Annotated in this window: 15 protein-coding genes and 2 pseudogenes; 3 read left to right on the top strand and 14 right to left on the bottom strand. The window is 63.1% G+C overall.

Annotation, left to right across the window (positions count from 1 at the left end):
- From YWC_RS34280 to YWC_RS0124435, 14 genes and pseudogenes are all read right to left on the bottom strand, one after another.
- The coding region (locus YWC_RS34280) for a DsrE family protein (RefSeq protein WP_443093629.1) at window positions 1-203 on the bottom strand (203 nt) is incomplete at its 3' end.
- 141 nt (window positions 204-344) lie between these two features.
- On the bottom strand, window positions 345-1,148 hold the full coding sequence (locus tag YWC_RS30720; protein WP_443093628.1) for an MBL fold metallo-hydrolase: 804 nt from the start codon (window positions 1,146-1,148) through the stop codon (window positions 345-347).
- A gap of 238 nt (window positions 1,149-1,386) precedes the next feature.
- Window positions 1,387-1,770, bottom strand: a complete 384-nt coding sequence (locus tag YWC_RS0124495; protein ID WP_503826182.1) for a GlcG/HbpS family heme-binding protein — start codon at window positions 1,768-1,770, stop codon at window positions 1,387-1,389.
- Between the two features lie 630 nt (window positions 1,771-2,400).
- Complete coding sequence (locus YWC_RS0124485) at window positions 2,401-2,853, bottom strand: rhodanese-like domain-containing protein (RefSeq protein ID WP_443093626.1); 453 nt, start codon at window positions 2,851-2,853, stop codon at window positions 2,401-2,403.
- A gap of 160 nt (window positions 2,854-3,013) precedes the next feature.
- Window positions 3,014-4,726 (bottom strand): annotated as a pseudogene (gene soxB / locus YWC_RS0124480) (thiosulfohydrolase SoxB).
- A 60-nt stretch (window positions 4,727-4,786) separates the two neighbouring features.
- A pseudogene (soxX, locus tag YWC_RS34240) lies at window positions 4,787-5,083 on the bottom strand (sulfur oxidation c-type cytochrome SoxX).
- A 429-nt stretch (window positions 5,084-5,512) separates the two neighbouring features.
- Entirely contained in the window at window positions 5,513-6,310 is a 798-nt protein-coding gene (soxA, locus tag YWC_RS0124470) for a sulfur oxidation c-type cytochrome SoxA (RefSeq protein WP_229413192.1), read from the bottom strand.
- A gap of 84 nt (window positions 6,311-6,394) precedes the next feature.
- Window positions 6,395-6,706 carry a thiosulfate oxidation carrier complex protein SoxZ gene (gene soxZ / locus YWC_RS0124465; protein ID WP_027867739.1) on the bottom strand — a complete coding sequence of 104 codons (312 nt, stop codon included), beginning with the start codon at window positions 6,704-6,706 and terminating at the stop codon, window positions 6,395-6,397.
- A gap of 28 nt (window positions 6,707-6,734) precedes the next feature.
- Complete coding sequence (soxY, locus tag YWC_RS0124460; protein ID WP_027867738.1) at window positions 6,735-7,196, bottom strand: thiosulfate oxidation carrier protein SoxY; 462 nt, start codon at window positions 7,194-7,196, stop codon at window positions 6,735-6,737.
- A 50-nt stretch (window positions 7,197-7,246) separates the two neighbouring features.
- Window positions 7,247-7,579, bottom strand: coding sequence for a pseudoazurin (locus YWC_RS0124455; protein ID WP_443093625.1), 333 nt, complete (start codon window positions 7,577-7,579; stop codon window positions 7,247-7,249).
- A gap of 155 nt (window positions 7,580-7,734) precedes the next feature.
- On the bottom strand, window positions 7,735-8,808 hold the full coding sequence (locus YWC_RS0124450) for a c-type cytochrome (protein WP_027867736.1): 1,074 nt from the start codon (window positions 8,806-8,808) through the stop codon (window positions 7,735-7,737).
- Window positions 8,792-10,141, bottom strand: a complete 1,350-nt coding sequence (gene soxC / locus YWC_RS0124445; RefSeq protein WP_027867735.1) for a sulfite dehydrogenase — start codon at window positions 10,139-10,141, stop codon at window positions 8,792-8,794. The genes YWC_RS0124450 and soxC overlap by 17 nt, the downstream gene beginning before the upstream one ends.
- 111 nt (window positions 10,142-10,252) lie before the next feature.
- Window positions 10,253-10,618 (bottom strand): ArsR/SmtB family transcription factor, encoded by a 366-nt coding sequence (locus YWC_RS30710; RefSeq protein ID WP_036215874.1) that lies wholly within the window; start codon window positions 10,616-10,618, stop codon window positions 10,253-10,255.
- Window positions 10,619-10,758: 140 nt separating this feature from the next.
- The gene (locus tag YWC_RS0124435) at window positions 10,759-11,442 is read right to left on the bottom strand and encodes a DUF302 domain-containing protein (protein ID WP_229413189.1); all 684 of its coding nucleotides are present in this window, start codon (window positions 11,440-11,442) and stop codon (window positions 10,759-10,761) included.
- Window positions 11,443-11,466: 24 nt separating this feature from the next.
- On the opposite strand from YWC_RS0124435, the gene YWC_RS0124430 reads away from it, so the two are divergent.
- The 3 genes from YWC_RS0124430 (at window position 11,467) to YWC_RS0124420 (ending at window position 14,285) form a co-directional block, all read left to right on the top strand.
- Complete coding sequence (locus YWC_RS0124430) at window positions 11,467-12,126, top strand: ArsR/SmtB family transcription factor (RefSeq protein ID WP_027867733.1); 660 nt, start codon at window positions 11,467-11,469, stop codon at window positions 12,124-12,126.
- A 117-nt stretch (window positions 12,127-12,243) separates the two neighbouring features.
- Complete coding sequence (locus YWC_RS0124425) at window positions 12,244-13,011, top strand: MBL fold metallo-hydrolase (RefSeq protein WP_027867732.1); 768 nt, start codon at window positions 12,244-12,246, stop codon at window positions 13,009-13,011.
- On the top strand, window positions 13,008-14,285 hold the full coding sequence (locus YWC_RS0124420; RefSeq protein WP_027867731.1) for an MFS transporter: 1,278 nt from the start codon (window positions 13,008-13,010) through the stop codon (window positions 14,283-14,285). The genes YWC_RS0124425 and YWC_RS0124420 overlap by 4 nt, the downstream gene beginning before the upstream one ends.
- The last annotated feature ends 31 nt before the right edge of the window (window positions 14,286-14,316 follow it).

Below are 14,316 nucleotides of genomic sequence, written 5' to 3'. Positions count from 1 at the left end.
TTGCGCCCCTCGAGGGTGTTATTGCATACCCGGAACTGGACCTTGCGGTTCGCGAGTTCCTGGACCACCGCGTCGTAGGGATTGCCGTTCTTGTCCTTGGCGTCCTCGAGCAGGAAGTCGATCCCGGCGCCATGNGTGACCACGACGATGCTGGCGTTCGGACTGGCNTTCAAGTGNTTACGGATATTNCCGAGCGCCTGCATGGCGTTGCTCGCGTCGCTGATGTGGTACACGACNTTCTCNGGCCGCCCNGCGGCGCCGGCGCTCACGGCAANNCNCAGGAACAGCATGGCAGCGATTACACGGAACAGTTTCATATCGTCTCCTTTGATTGGTANGCGGCGTTACTTCTGCTGCAGGCTNTCCCGCTCCATGAGCAGGAAGGTNCCGTAGGCGTTGATGCGGTTGGCCTGCGCAAATGCAGGATAGCCTGCGTACGCGCTCCAGTCGACCTTCGCATAGGCTTCGTCGAAGGTCGCCAGCTCCGCGACCGCCTCGCCCATCACCTTGCGCAGGAANATCAGGTAGGAGCGNGTCAGCGCGAGGTCCTTGCCCGGATNGCGCGANACATCGCCNTGGCCGGGCACNACCACGGCCGGGGCCAGCGCCAGCATGCGNTCGAGNGCGCCCAGCCACACGCGGCTGTCGGCATCGCCCACGAAGGGCAGCCGCCCGGTGAAGAACAGGTCGCCCGCGAAGAGCAAGCGGTCTTCGACGACGGCCAACATGATGTCGTCCGGTGCATGGGCGCCGCTGGTGTCGATCACTTGGAAGTGCAGTCCGCCCATCTCNAACGCGATCGGCNTGCCTCNCGGGAAAGNGAGCCAGCGGTCCGCCGGCAGCAGGCGCGTGCGGCCNTCGACCCACGGCTTGAGNGNTTCNTTGCGCTGCGCCAGGCGCNGNGCGGCCGTGTNCGAGGCCAGGTANGCGCGGCCCTGCTCGTGCGCCCAGATCTCGGCACCCNCCGCCTTGAATGCCTGCAGNCCGTAGAAATGATCNGCNTGGTAGTGGCTNACGATGACGCGGCGGATNGGNTGNTTCGTCACGCCGCGAATGGCCNGCACCATCGCCTCGCCCAGGGCCGGCGTNCCGAGCGCGTCGAAGACGACCACGCCATCCCCGGTAACCACNAAACCGGCGTTCGACATGAAGCCGGCGTTGGCGTTGTCGGCCATGCCGGAGTGCCCCCTGAACATGTACGCGTGTGCGCTGACCTTGATGGGCTGCAGCACCGGAAGCGGCGCCGCNNCGGCNCCGNCCGCCAGCCAGGACNCGGCGGACAACACCAGCAGGAGGCNCCACANCNTGTGCGNGAGTGCCGCNGCGATACGAATCGACTGCATGTTCAGGTCCTTCTGCGCACNGTGGCGCATGTCAAGAANCGNGTCAGAAATTCAGGTCCTCGGCCACCGCCGCGATNCCCGCGCGTGCGCAGGTGTCGTCGGCGGCGCCACCNGGAGCGCCGGAGACGCCNATCGCGCCCACCAATGCACCGTTGNCCTCGACNGGAATGCCGCCGCCGACGGCCAGCACGCGGCGGATGTGCCGGATCCCGCTNGCCTCGGCGCCCTCCNTGGTGGACAGCGCNAGCGCCGTGGTGCCCATCTTGAAACTGGCNGCNGTCCAGGCCTTGTCGGCCGCNGCGTCCACCGTATGGCTNCCCGCCAGGCGGTCGCGNAGCANTACCTGCACTTGNCCGCCGCGGTCGGCCACCGCCACCGCCACCTGGTAGCCGGCCTGGCGGCATGCAGCCAGCGCGGCCTGGGCCATNCGCANGGCCAGNTCNGGACTCATCANGGTGACGGTGTAGGTGGCAGGCGCAGGCGCCTGCGCCGCGGCGGAGCCGGCGTTCAGCGCCAGCAGCAGCNCGCCGCCNAGGATGCGCAGTCTCATTCGGTTCTCCTGTTNTTGGATGCGGCCAGCGCGCGGCGCGCGCCGGCCAAGGCTTCGTCGAGATAGGCGCCGTACATNCCGGCGACGTCCCCGCCCTCGAGCACAGGCNCCAGCAGTTTGCCNTGGCCGTCGAGNATGGCCACGCTGGGCGCCACCCGGATACCGTAGCGNGNCGCCAATGCNTTGCCGCTGCTGGCCTGCTTATCGAAGCCGCGCAATGGCGCNGTCGACGCCANGCCGGCTTCGCGTATGANCGGACGCNGGCCCGGCACACCTTCCCGGGACAGAGGCAGAAGNTAGTTGCGCCGCACNGTTTCGCAGTAGCTGCAGTCAGGCAGCGAGAACAGNATCACGANCGGTACGCGGCGCTGGGCGGCATCGNGGCCGTCNGCGGCCAGATCGCCCGAGGCAGGTAAAGCCGTGTGCTGNGCTGNCGCNCCANTACCGGCCACGCACGCCGCCAGCAGCGCCGTGTGCACAATGGCNCGCNGCACNANCCCTGCACGCTCAGTAGGCCGGGAAGTAAGCACGNGTCTTGCCCAANTCGTAGGACCACGGCAGNCCGGCGTTNTTCCAGCCGTTCAGGATCCGCTGGCCACGCTTCTCACCCGATGCCACGGCGTCTCCTTCGAAGCCGTCGACGACCGTGTACACCGATGTGTAGCCCAGTTGGCTCAGNAGGTTNGCCGCGCGTGCGCTGCGGTCGCCCGANCGGCANATCANGAGCACNGGNGCATCCTTGCCGAGTCCGGCCGNNTGCAGNCGGCGCGCCAGTTCCGGGCCGAAGTCGCTGTTGACATCGAGCTTGAANCGNCCNGCCTTGTCGTCCCANGGGGCGTCCTCCGGGTGTTCGACATAGGGAATATTGGCATCCACCACGGTCGGCAGGCCGACGTAGGCGACTTCGNAGCGGGTNCGNACGTCGACGAAATAGGCNCGCGGGCCCAGCTCGCGCTTCATNGCGTAGGCCTCGCGTGCATCGAGGTAGCGCCCCGCGATGGTNTGCTTGTTCTTNGGCACCGCACTCGCCTCGACCGCCNAGGCGTGCGCGCAGGCCAACAATGCCAGCGCGGCCGNCAGTGCCCTGATCTTCCGGATTATCNTCGCCATCCTCGCCTCCTCANGCCATGATGCCTGGATTGCCCTGCACGCCAACNAGGCGCGGCGTATTCAGCTTGCGCGGCTTGACGACTTTCTCCGAACGCAGCCATTGCGCCACCACNTCCCACACCGGCTCGCCGGAAGCGCCTTCCGCCACCGGNGCCCAGCCGGCCACCTTGTAGGTCTTCCCCGCNTCGAGCAGCTTNCCGCCCAGNCGCATGTCGCTGATGCGCGAGCCCATCGGCGCNNTGGGATCNATCGCGTAGNTCATCCCNCCCACCCNCACCATGTCGCCGCCCTGCTGGTAGTAGGGATCGGGNTTGAACAGGTTGTCGGCCACGTCNTCCAGCACGGTCTTGATGGTNGCGCCNGTCATNGCGGTNAGCGTGGAATGCGAGTACGTCGTGGCGGTCTGGTCCATCAGGTGTTCCATCAGGATCGGGCTGTCNGGCAGCAGCGTGGTGCCCCAGCGGAAGCCNGGNGAGAANGCCATATCNGCACCCTTGACCGCCATCAGNGCATCGANNATCANNTGNTCGAAGGTNCCGTTGAAGTTGCCGCGCCGGTAGAGCGTGCCTTCNGTNACCGCCAGCTTTTCGTTCAGACGGGCTTCATANGGCTTGCGGANCTTNGCNANCAGGGCNGCCATNTCGCGGTCGGCCGGNAGGAAATTGGAAAACACCGGCAGCANNCGGTACTGGAANGCCTGCACCTTNCCGCCGCGCACATCGAAGTCGAGCACACCCAGGAACTTGCCGTTGCTGCCGGCGTTNGTCACCAGGGTCTTGCCGCCNCCNTTNCTGACGANGACCGGCACCGGAATGCCNTCGTGCGTATGCCCNCCCATGATGGCGTCGATNCCGCGCACGCGCGANGCCATCTTCAGGTCGACGTCCATCCCGTTGTGGGACAGCACGACCACCGCTTTCGCNCCCTTGGCNCGGGNCTCGTCCACCATCTTCTGCATGTTNTCNTCCTGGATGCCGAAGCTCCAGTCGGGAACCANGTAGCGCGGGTTGGCNATCGGGGTGTACGGGAAGGCCTGGCCGATNATGGCCACCGGCACGCCGTTCATTTCCTTGATCACGTAGGGCGGGAANACNGGNTCGCCGAAGTCGTTGGTNTTGACGTTCTGGGCCACGAAATCNACCTTGCCCTTGAAGTCCTTGCCNACNATTTCCTGNACCCGCTTGTCGCCNAGCGTCATTTCCCAGTGCGCNGTCATGACGTCGACNCCCAGCAGCAGGCCGGCGTCGACCATGTCCTGNCCNTTGGTCCAGAGCGCCGTGCCGGAGCCCTGCCAGGTGTCGCCGCCATCGAGCAGCAGCGCGCCGGGGCGCTCGGCCTTCATCTTCTTGACGAGGGTGGCCAAGTGGGCGAAGCCGCCGACCTTGCCGTAGGTGCGCGCCGCCCGTTCGAAGTCGAGTGCCGTGAAGGCATGTGCCTGCGGCGTGTGNGGCGCNANNCCGCTNNCCTTGAGCAGGGCTTCGCCGACCAGGTGCGGCATGCGCCCCGCNGCCGGCCCGAGTCCGATNTTNACGCTNGGCTCGCGAAAATNGACNGGCATCAGCTGCGCGTGNCAGTCGGTGAANTGCAGGAAGTGGACGTTGCCGAAGCGCGGCAGGTCGTACAGNGCGCCNGGNGACGGCGCCGCCATGGCGCCGCGCGNGCCGAGCAGCATGCCGCCGGCGGCGGCAATCCCGAGCAGTTGCGCGAATTCGCGCCGATTCATACCCATGCTATGTCCTTGATACTGTTNGCCGGCNGGCATCCGGATGCCANCCGGCGTGGTTCACTGGTTGACNGGCGANGCNGGATCCANCAGCAATGCCATCACATCCTTGANCTGGGCCTCGGTCANNATGCCGCTNTGGCCGAAACGCGGCATGTTGGAGCAGGCCGTANACGCCTGNGCGTTATAGATTTTTCCCCANGTGTANTTGAGCATCTCGTCGCTGCTGCCGCGGATNTTGCCGTAGTTGTANAGGCTCGGCCCGATNTTNCCGAACGANATNTCNTGCTTCGANATCTGGTGGCAGGCGTAGCAGTTNCCGCCNTTGATGCCGCCGACCNTGTCGGANGACTGCATGCCNCGNCCGTTCTGGGCGANCTTCTCGCCCTCTTTCCAGTCGCCNAGGTACTTGCCGTCGGCNGGCTGGCGGATNTTCTTCATCTGCGTNGCTTCGATCCGNGCCGCGACCTCGGCCGGGCGNTCCTGCGGATACTGGCTGCANAGCTGCTGGGCTTCGTCCTGGNTGNTNACGCGCTCCAGCGTCGCCGGNCCCTTCGAACGGAAGTCCTGCTTCAGCAAAGCGAGCGCGGCCTGCCGGTAATCGGGCTCGGCTGCGACGGTTGCGCAGCCGGCGGCAGNGNCTCCCAGCACGACCATCAGCGTGGTTTTCAGTGGTGTCATGCTGGCCTCCTATCGTTTCAGTGCCGGACCGGCGTACACGCCGCCGTCTGCGTTTTTCGCAAGGAACATNATCAGCGTGGTTTTCAGTGGTGTCATGCTGGCCTCCTATCGTTTCAGTGCCGGACCGGCGTACACGCCGCCGTCTGCGTTTTTCGCAAGGAACATTGTGATCGCGGTGATCGCCTCGGATGCATACATCGGCTCGGGGAAACGCTGCTGCCGGAAACAGTCGTTCAGGCGATGCTGCATGGTGCGTACCTCGCCCTGGGAAACGCGATACGCAGGCCAGGTGGTGTAAGCCGCCTGTGCATTCGCCTTCTCCAGGATGTTCGGCAGTTCCTGCAGGCGGATGCGCTGGCCCGAGGTGGAGTGGCAGGTGGCACAGGCGAAGTCGTGTGCGCCCCCACGATAGAAGAACAGCTGCTTGCCCGTTTCGTACGCCTGCTTTTCCTTCGGATGCCTGGTCGACACCGCCATCGTGGCGCCGCGCGACTCGGCCGTGATGTAGGCCACCAGCGCTTCGATGTCCGACTGCTTGCCGGTCGAGCCAAACGGCGTCTTCGTGGCATCGGCCATGCTGAGCCCTTGCAAAGTCATCCGGCAGTGCAGCAGGCGTTGTTCGAGATCCATGACCTTGTCGACGTCCCTGAAGTAGCGCGGCAGTTCGGCATACGCCCCCTTCAGCACGCCCGGCCCCTTGCCGAAGTCGCATCGCTCTAGCGATACATTCTTCGGGCCCGCTTTCTTCTTCCACAATTCTTCACCGCGCATTTCCCACAGCTCGGCGGGATTGCCATCCGCCAGCATTTGGCGGTATTTGGCGATTTCGTCGGTTGCTGACGATTGCGCCAGCGCCGTGGCGCATAGCACGAGCAGCGACGCTGCGACGAAACCGGAACGCATCCTGGTCATGGCTGTCTCCTCTTGATATGTCTGCGCGGTCTGGCGCCGCGCATGCATGCGCCCCGGCGCGGGGCGCGTCGTGCTTCAGCTGATGGTGCCTTCGTCGGTACGGGTGTCGCCCGCACTGTCGACCCAGGTCACGCTGACCTTGTCGCCCTTCGCGGCGCCCTTGAACTTGAAGGCCAGGAACGGGTCCTTCGAAACCGAGGGACCGAAGTTCGCGTCCAGCACGACCTTGTCCTTGACTTTCGCCACGAGCGTCTTGATGTAATGGGCCGGAATCACTTTGCCGGACGCGTCCTTGCGTTGTCCGGTTTCCATGTCGTGCCGCATCAAGACCTTCACCTCAACCGTGTCGCCGGCAAGGGTGGCGCGGATACGCATTGGGTCTGCCATGTTCTTTCCTTTCAATAAGCTTGATTGATCAGCCGCCGCAGCCGCCGAGCGTGACCTTGATTTCCTTGGTGGCGACCAGCCACTTGCCGTCGGCACGCACCAGCGCGTGCACGTTCGAGGTTGCTCCCATCTTGACCCGCGTGGTAACGGCCGCTTCGGTGCCCGTCGGGATATTGAAGCTGGCCGACATGGTGCTTGGATTCTTTTCCACCAGAACCGCCATGAAGTCGGTATTCGGCGCCTTGCTGGCGATCGATACCGGCACCACGGCGCCGTTCTCGGCGATGTCCGGCCCGGTGATCGACACATCGGGACTGACCGTGAACTTGTCGCCGCCCAGTTCCTTCACCGCCGCCTCGAGGCTCTTGGCGTCGAAGACTTTCTGGCTCCATTCGGCTGCGAACACGTCAGCTGGTTTCAGCACCCCCGCGGCAAACGCGGCCCCCAGGATCGCGCTGATGCGCATGACATTGCGTCGCTGTTGATTCATACCATCCTCCAATTGTTGAAAACGCCCAGCCGCCGGAGCGGCATGCATGCTCACTTCACCTGCGTCATGTACTTGTCGAGCCGATCCTTGCTCATGACGAAGGACTTCGAGAGGGCGTCCGCCCCCTTCTTCGCCTCCACAAGGTTGACCGGCTTGCCGACTTGGATCNCCCCTGCCATGGCCATCATCTTGTGCGGCTCGCACACATAGACGTAGACGCCTTCCTGGTCGAGCTTGACCGAGATTTCCTCGTCCGGCTTGCCTTTCCACGCGGCGGCGCCGGGCGGGGTGACGACCGAAGCGCTGTTGTGCGACGCATCGACCTTGATGAACTTGACGGTATCGCCCTTGGCGACCTTCAGGAAGCCCGGCTCGAAGACCATGGTGCCGTCCTTGCCGGTGTTGAGCATCTTGACCTGGTGCTCGGCCGCCATCGCCCCAACGCAGGCGATCGACAGGATGAGTCCGCTTACGACATGTTTCATATTGCTACGTCTCCCTTAAGTATTGTTAACGGTACGGCTTGCCGCCGTACCGGTTATTGCGGGGCCAGAATCCAGCCCACCAGGACCTTGAGATCCTCCTCCTTCACATGGGCCTGGGGAGGCATCGGGACTGCCCCCCAAACGCCGCTGCTGCCCTGCCTGATCCTTTCGGTCAGCCGCACGGAGGCGCCGGCATCGTCCTTGTACTTGGCGCGCACAGCGGCGAAGCTCGGCCCCATGACCTTATTGTCGATGCCATGGCAGGCCAGGCAGGCGTTCGCCTGCAGCAGGGCGGTCGGCACGGAGCCGGCCGCGGCCTTCGCCAGTGCTGCCGGCGCTGCCGCTGCCGCCGGCGCCGCAGCCGAACTGGCGGCAGCGCGGGTGGCCGGCGCGGGACGGGTGGTATCGACGCCGCGGGTAGCGCCGAAACCGCGGGTCTGCAAGGCCAGGTTGCCGTGGGCATTGCGCGCCGCTTCGGGCAGGGTCGAATGGGGCGCCGGATCGACCGGGCAGTCCTTCATGCAGGCCACGCTGCGCACATCGGGCTTGCCCTTGACGTCCCACATCCCGTGCTTGGTCACCATGCCATTGCGGTTAGGCATGCGCGCCTGGGCCTGCGCCATCGTTTTATCGGAGAGCACGAAGTCCTCGGGAATGATCTCGCCCATGTTCAAGAGGTAGGCGGTCACCGCGTAGACTTCGTCGGTGGTGAGCGACTTCGGGGCGGTCCAGGGCATGGCGCGGTTGATGTAGTCCCAGAGCGTCGAGACCGTCGCCACTTTCATCAAAGTGGTCTTCTGCGGCTGGCGGCCGTTGGCGAGCGCGGCCACCCGGCCGGTCTTGACGTCGTCCGCCGTCGTGCCGCCCACCAGCGGCGTGAATACCTCGTTGGATTCGCCGAAGGTGCCGTGGCAGGACGCACACTTGCCCTCCCATACGACCTGGCCCGCCGCCACGGTCCCGGAGCCTTTCGGCAAGCCCTTGAAGTCGGGCCGCACGTCGATATCCCATGCCGCCACCTCCTTGGGCGTCGCGGGACGCCCCGGCAAGGCCTGGGGACCGGCGAACACGGCGGCAGCCGCGGCCGCCAGCAGCGCACCCGCCGCGAGCTTAATAGACCTGGACATTCGACACCTCCCCCGATTGCGCCACTTGCCAGGACTGGATCGCATTGTTGTGATAAATCGAGCGCGTGCCGCGCACTGAGCGCAGCTCGTTAATCTTCGGCTGAACGTAGCCTGTATCGTCGATTGCACGCGATTGGAGGATTGCCGGCGCCCCGCTCCAATCCCAGTCGATGTTGAAGCGGGTCAGGCATTTGCTCAGCACCGGCGTCTCCAGCCGTGCCGTGCGCCAGTTGCGTCCGCCGTCGACCGAGACGTCGACCCGCTTGACCTTGCCGCGTCCGGACCAGGCCAGGCCAGTGATGTTGTAGAAGCCAGTGTCCAGCAGGCGCTGGCCGGCCGATGGCGTGGTGATCACCGATTTGCATTCCTGGATCGACGTGTACTGGCGATAGCTGCCGTCGGGCATGGCGTCCATGTAATGGATCGCCTCGTCCTTCGTCGCATACGGCTGGTCGCCGACTTCGATACGACGCAGCCACTTGACCCAGGAAACACCCTGGATACCCGGAACGACCAGGCGCAGCGGGTAGCCGTTCTCGGGACGCAGCATTTCGCCATTCATGGCCCAGGCGACGATCACGTCGTCGAGCGCCCTGTCGATTGGAATGGTGCGCGTCATCGACGAACCGTCCGCCCCTTCGGCCAGCACGACCTTGGCCTTGCGCTTGTCGTAGCCGCAATCTTCCAGCAGCACCGAAAGCGGCACGCCCGTGAACTCGCTGCAGCTCAGCATGCCGTGCGAATACTGCACCGACGGGACGGCCACGTTGCCCCACTCCATGGCGGTATTCGCCCCGCACTCGATGAAGTGCATGCGCGACACCGATGGCATGCGCATTAAGTCATCCATCGTGTAGACCTTCGCCTGCTTGACCAGGCCGTTGATCATGAAGCGGTGCTTGCTCGGGTCGATGTCGTGCCATCCCTGATGGTGGCGTTCGAAGTGCAGGCCTGATGGCGTAATGATGCCAAACAGGCCCTGCAATGGAGTAAAGGCCACGGAAGCGGCCGAGACGCGGGTCAGCCCGGGAGATTCCCGGCGCTGCAGATTGGCCTCGAACTGGGACGGCATCCCGTAAGGCGCCGAGGCGACCGGCTTGCCGAGCGTGCGCGCATGCTCGGGCAGCGTCAGGATGTTCGGATCGCCCTCGGCCGCCTGGGCCAGGGCTCCACCACTTGCCATTGCAGCACTGGCTGCGAGAAAGCTGCGGCGCAGGAAGCCACGCCGCTCCTCGTTCAGGCCATGCTCGTTGATGTCATTGATCAGAGAGCGCTCGACAAAATTTTCTGGCGCCTTCAGTACACGGCCGAACTTCCGAATCGGGTTACCCATCTACTCCATCCTTGCGATGAACAATAAAAATAACCGCATGCGCATATGCCTATATGCGCATATGAGCATAAAATGAGTGAAGAGGCGCCGATCTGCCTGCCGTACGGCTCCTTAGCTACCCGTCATGAAATTCTCGATCGCTACCTGGTCTATCTGGCGGCTTTTCTTGACCTTCTCTGCCATGTGATTACACACGGTGCGACACAAGGCGATGGTGTTCTGATCTTCGATTCGGTAGTACACCTGCGCGCCATCCCTGCGGCGCCCCAGGATGCGGGCACGGTACAGCATGTTCAGCTGGCGCGACACGTTCGCCTGGTTGGCCCCGAGCTGCGTCACGATCGCCCCAACGGACCGCTCGCCATTGCACAGGGCGTGCAGGATCTTCAAACGTGTTGGTTCAGAGAGCAGGCTGAAGTAATTCGACACTTGCTCGAATACTTCTGCCATCTCCTCGTTGTCGAGATCAACATCCATGCCTGTGGTGCGCTTTACTTATGAGCTTATGTATTTATAAGCATATAACCATTAAGATACATACTGTGCAAGATATTTCGATGCTGCAAAGCGGCAAACAGCGTCACATCTTGTCTGCACCACTAAGAAAACGAGCAGGATTAGAACTCTCCATTCGCAGCGCGATCAAGCATTTTCAGCATGGTCGCACGCACCCGCGTCACTCTCGCATGGAGTTCCGGTGGCATCGGCCGCCCCAGTTTGATCAGGATGTCCATGTCCATCGCGTAGATCCAGAGCCCATTCTCCTGCTCCACAACGGCAATCCGGCATGGCAGGAAGGCCGCCATCGCCGGACTGAAATCGACGATCGACCGTGCGGTATCGGGATCGCAGTACGAATAGACTTTGAGGAACTTCTGGGCCTGTCCGGTGCGCAGCGCCAGTTCGTTAGAGAGAAACAATTCGCCAACCGGTCGGAGGTTGTCTTCTGCAGCGACGCTTGTGAAGGCTTCTTCGATCTCCTGGATCGACACGCCAGGAGCGACCTTGCGCGACCAGGTAGTGGCCATAGCAGCATCGCCGCCGGCGTCGACCCACTTGCCGAATACCGTGGCAGCTTCACGTGCGGCGCCCGGTTCGGTGCGCGCGAGGACGCCCAGGGTATTGCAGCCCGAAATCGCAGCTGCAAGCGAAATGACGAGCGTGATATGACGGATGGAGGAATGCATGGGGTTGTTTGAGCCGGGAATCGTGCCAGCAGCATATTCTTCAGGAAATTCCTGCACAAGTAAAACCGGTAACTCTTTGAGCTCCAGTTGGAAGCTGAGCAACTTGTCTATCATTCTAAAGAATCTTAGAATGACGATATGAGAGAACTCAAAAACCACCTTTACGAGCAAGTCGCCCGCATCGGCAAGGCCCTCGCCAACCCCAAACGTCTAGAACTCATCGAGTTGCTGTGCCAAGGCGAGAAGTCCGTCGAGATGCTGGCGGCCCAAGGCGAAATCAGCGTGAAGCTCGCCAGTGCTCACCTGAGGGACTTGCGTATTGCGGGCCTGGTGGACACACGAAAGGATGGCAAGTACGTGCTTTACCGGCTAGCCAGCACTAGCGTTGCCGACCTATGGGTCAATCTGCGTTCGGAAGCCGAAGAGCGCCTGGTGGAGCTCCAGATGGCCCTGGGCTCGATCGTTGAACACGCCGACGACCTGCAAGGTCTCAGCCGTCCCGACATTCTGCGCCGGGCAGCTGCTGGCGAGCTTCTGGTGCTGGACGTCCGCCCGGCCGATGAATACGTTGCAGCTCATCTGCCCCACGCACGCTCCCTGCCTGTAGACGAGTTGAAAAAGCGCATTGCCGAACTACCCTTGGATGTGCCCGTGGTGGCCTACTGCCGGGGACCGTTCTGTCTGATGGCCAAGGACGCGGTCGAGTTGCTGCGCAAGCACGGTTATCAGGCCTTTCACCTCACTGACGGTGTGCCCGAGTGGCGGACCCATGGTCTGCCCGTGGCCTACTGCAAATGACACTGAATTTACCACTGGCGACCCTATTGCAGGAGCGCATCGTAGCACGATGGACAAGCTTACTCAATGGACTGCGTAGGCCGACAAGCCCCTTATGATCTGACCCAGGAGACAATCATGTTTTTTCTTCAACGGCCGGCGATCAACACCACACTTTCGTACCTCTTTGGCTGCGCCGGCCTACAGAAAGCTGTAGCCGTCGACGTTGTTGCTGGGGACGAGGACTGGTTCATCGAAGAATCGCAGCGCGCTGGAGCGATCATCGTCCATGTCATCGACACTCACGTACATGCAGACGACTACTTGGGCGGCCGGGAACTCGCGCAGCGTGTTGGCGGAAAGTATTACCTTCCTGAGAGCAACCATCTGCGCGTGGGATTCCCCTTCTCACCGCTGCGCGATGGGCAGCGCCTAGAGGCCGGAAACGTCGTGGTCGACGTTATGCACACACCAGGGCATACCCTAGACAGCGTCTGCTTGGCTGTACGAGACCTGCGACGCGGAGACGAGCCGTGGTTTGTCGTCATTGGTGACACCTTGTTTGTCGGCGCAGTTGGCCGTCCGGACCTGGCAGGTCAAGAACGCGAGATGGCGACGCAGCTGTATGACACGCTGCACTCACGGCTGCTATCGCTGCCGCCTGACCTGGAAATTTACCCGGGTCACCAAGCGGGTAGTACCTGCGGCGCAGGAATATCCGGCAAGCCGGCGTCGACCATTGGTTTTGAGAAGCGCTTCAATCCGATGTTATCAATGTCGCGGGAGGCGTTTGTCGCCGCATTGACCGCCGGGATTCCGCCTCAGTCAGCAGACATTTCCCGCATCATCGAGGCCAACCTTCAAGGCGTGGTGCCAAAAACAGCATCGTCTGAGTATCGACTATGAAGTTCGGTATCCGCGACAACCTCGGTCAATTCCTGCATCAGCTGCTGCAGGTACTACTTGTGGGCATGACAATCGGGATGATGCGCAACGTCGTACCAGCATTGGCCGAGACGGAGTTCGGCGTGCCGCGCGGCTCGTTCATGTTGCTGGTTGCCTTCGTCGTCGCGTTTGGCTTCGTCAAGGGAGCGATGAACTTCGCCGCCGGGCGCCTGGCCGAGACCTTCGGGCGTAAAAGAGTGTTGCTGATGGGCTGGCTGGTCGCATTGCCCATCCCGGCGCTCATCTACTTCGCTACCAGCTGGTCGTGGGTAGTCTTCGCCACCGTCCTCCTGGGCATCAACCAGGGGCTGACGTGGTCGATGACGCAAACGGCCAAACTCGACTTTACCCGTGCCGACCAGCGTGGCCTGGTCATCGGGCTCAATGAATTCTCGGGGTATGTGGGCCTGGCCATTGCCGGAATCGCCACGGGTTACCTCGCGTCTATATTCAGCCCGCGCGGGGCCTTGCTGTGGTTCGGCATGGCCGTTATCGGCCTGGCCACCGTCCTGTCATGGATGCTGATTGCCGAAACGCTGCCATGGGCTCGAGACGAGGTCAAACGCCACGCTGGTCCAAGCGCGCTTGTGCTCAGGCCCCGGTATCCAGAGGCGGTCAGCGAGCATCCCACGACGGCCGAGATGTTCGCCTTGATGAGCTGGCGCGACCGGCGCATGGCGGCCATGTGCCAGGCCGGCCTGGTTGAGAAATTTGTCGATGCCCTGGTCTGGGTTTTCTGGCCCGTCTACCTGCATCAACAAGGGATGAGCCTGCCGGGCATCGGCTGGATAGTGGGCGTCTACGGTTTCACCTGGGGCGCGGCGCAGTTCATTACCGGCCGGCTGTCCGACCGCGTGGGCCGGCATTTGCTCAACTCGTGGGGCATGTGGGTGTGTGGCGCAGGCGTGGCGTTGATGCCGCTGGGCACGGGTTCGTTATGGTGGAGCGCATCCGCCGCCATCGCAGGCCTGGGCATGGCAATGCTGTACCCGAACCTGAGCGCAGCGGTAGCCGACATTGCCCACCCCAACTGGCGTGCATCGGCCATCGGCATCTACCGCTTTTGGCGTGACCTGGGCTACGGTATCGGAGCGCTCGGTCTTGGCGCTGCAGCTGCGCTGGGTGGACGCATCGAGAGTGCATTCTGGTTCGTCGCCCTGTCCATGCTAGTCTCGGGCGCCGTCCTCTTCCGCTGGGGTGAAGAGACCCATCCTCGGCTCAATCCCGCCACCTGATTTTGCTGACCCAGGCTGAACTCTCAAGCGA

The organism is Massilia alkalitolerans DSM 17462 (genome assembly GCF_000427785.1).
Lineage (GTDB): Bacteria > Pseudomonadota > Gammaproteobacteria > Burkholderiales > Burkholderiaceae_D > Telluria > Telluria alkalitolerans.
Note: the sequence above shows the minus strand (reverse complement) of the source record. Positions and strands in the feature narration are given on the sequence as shown.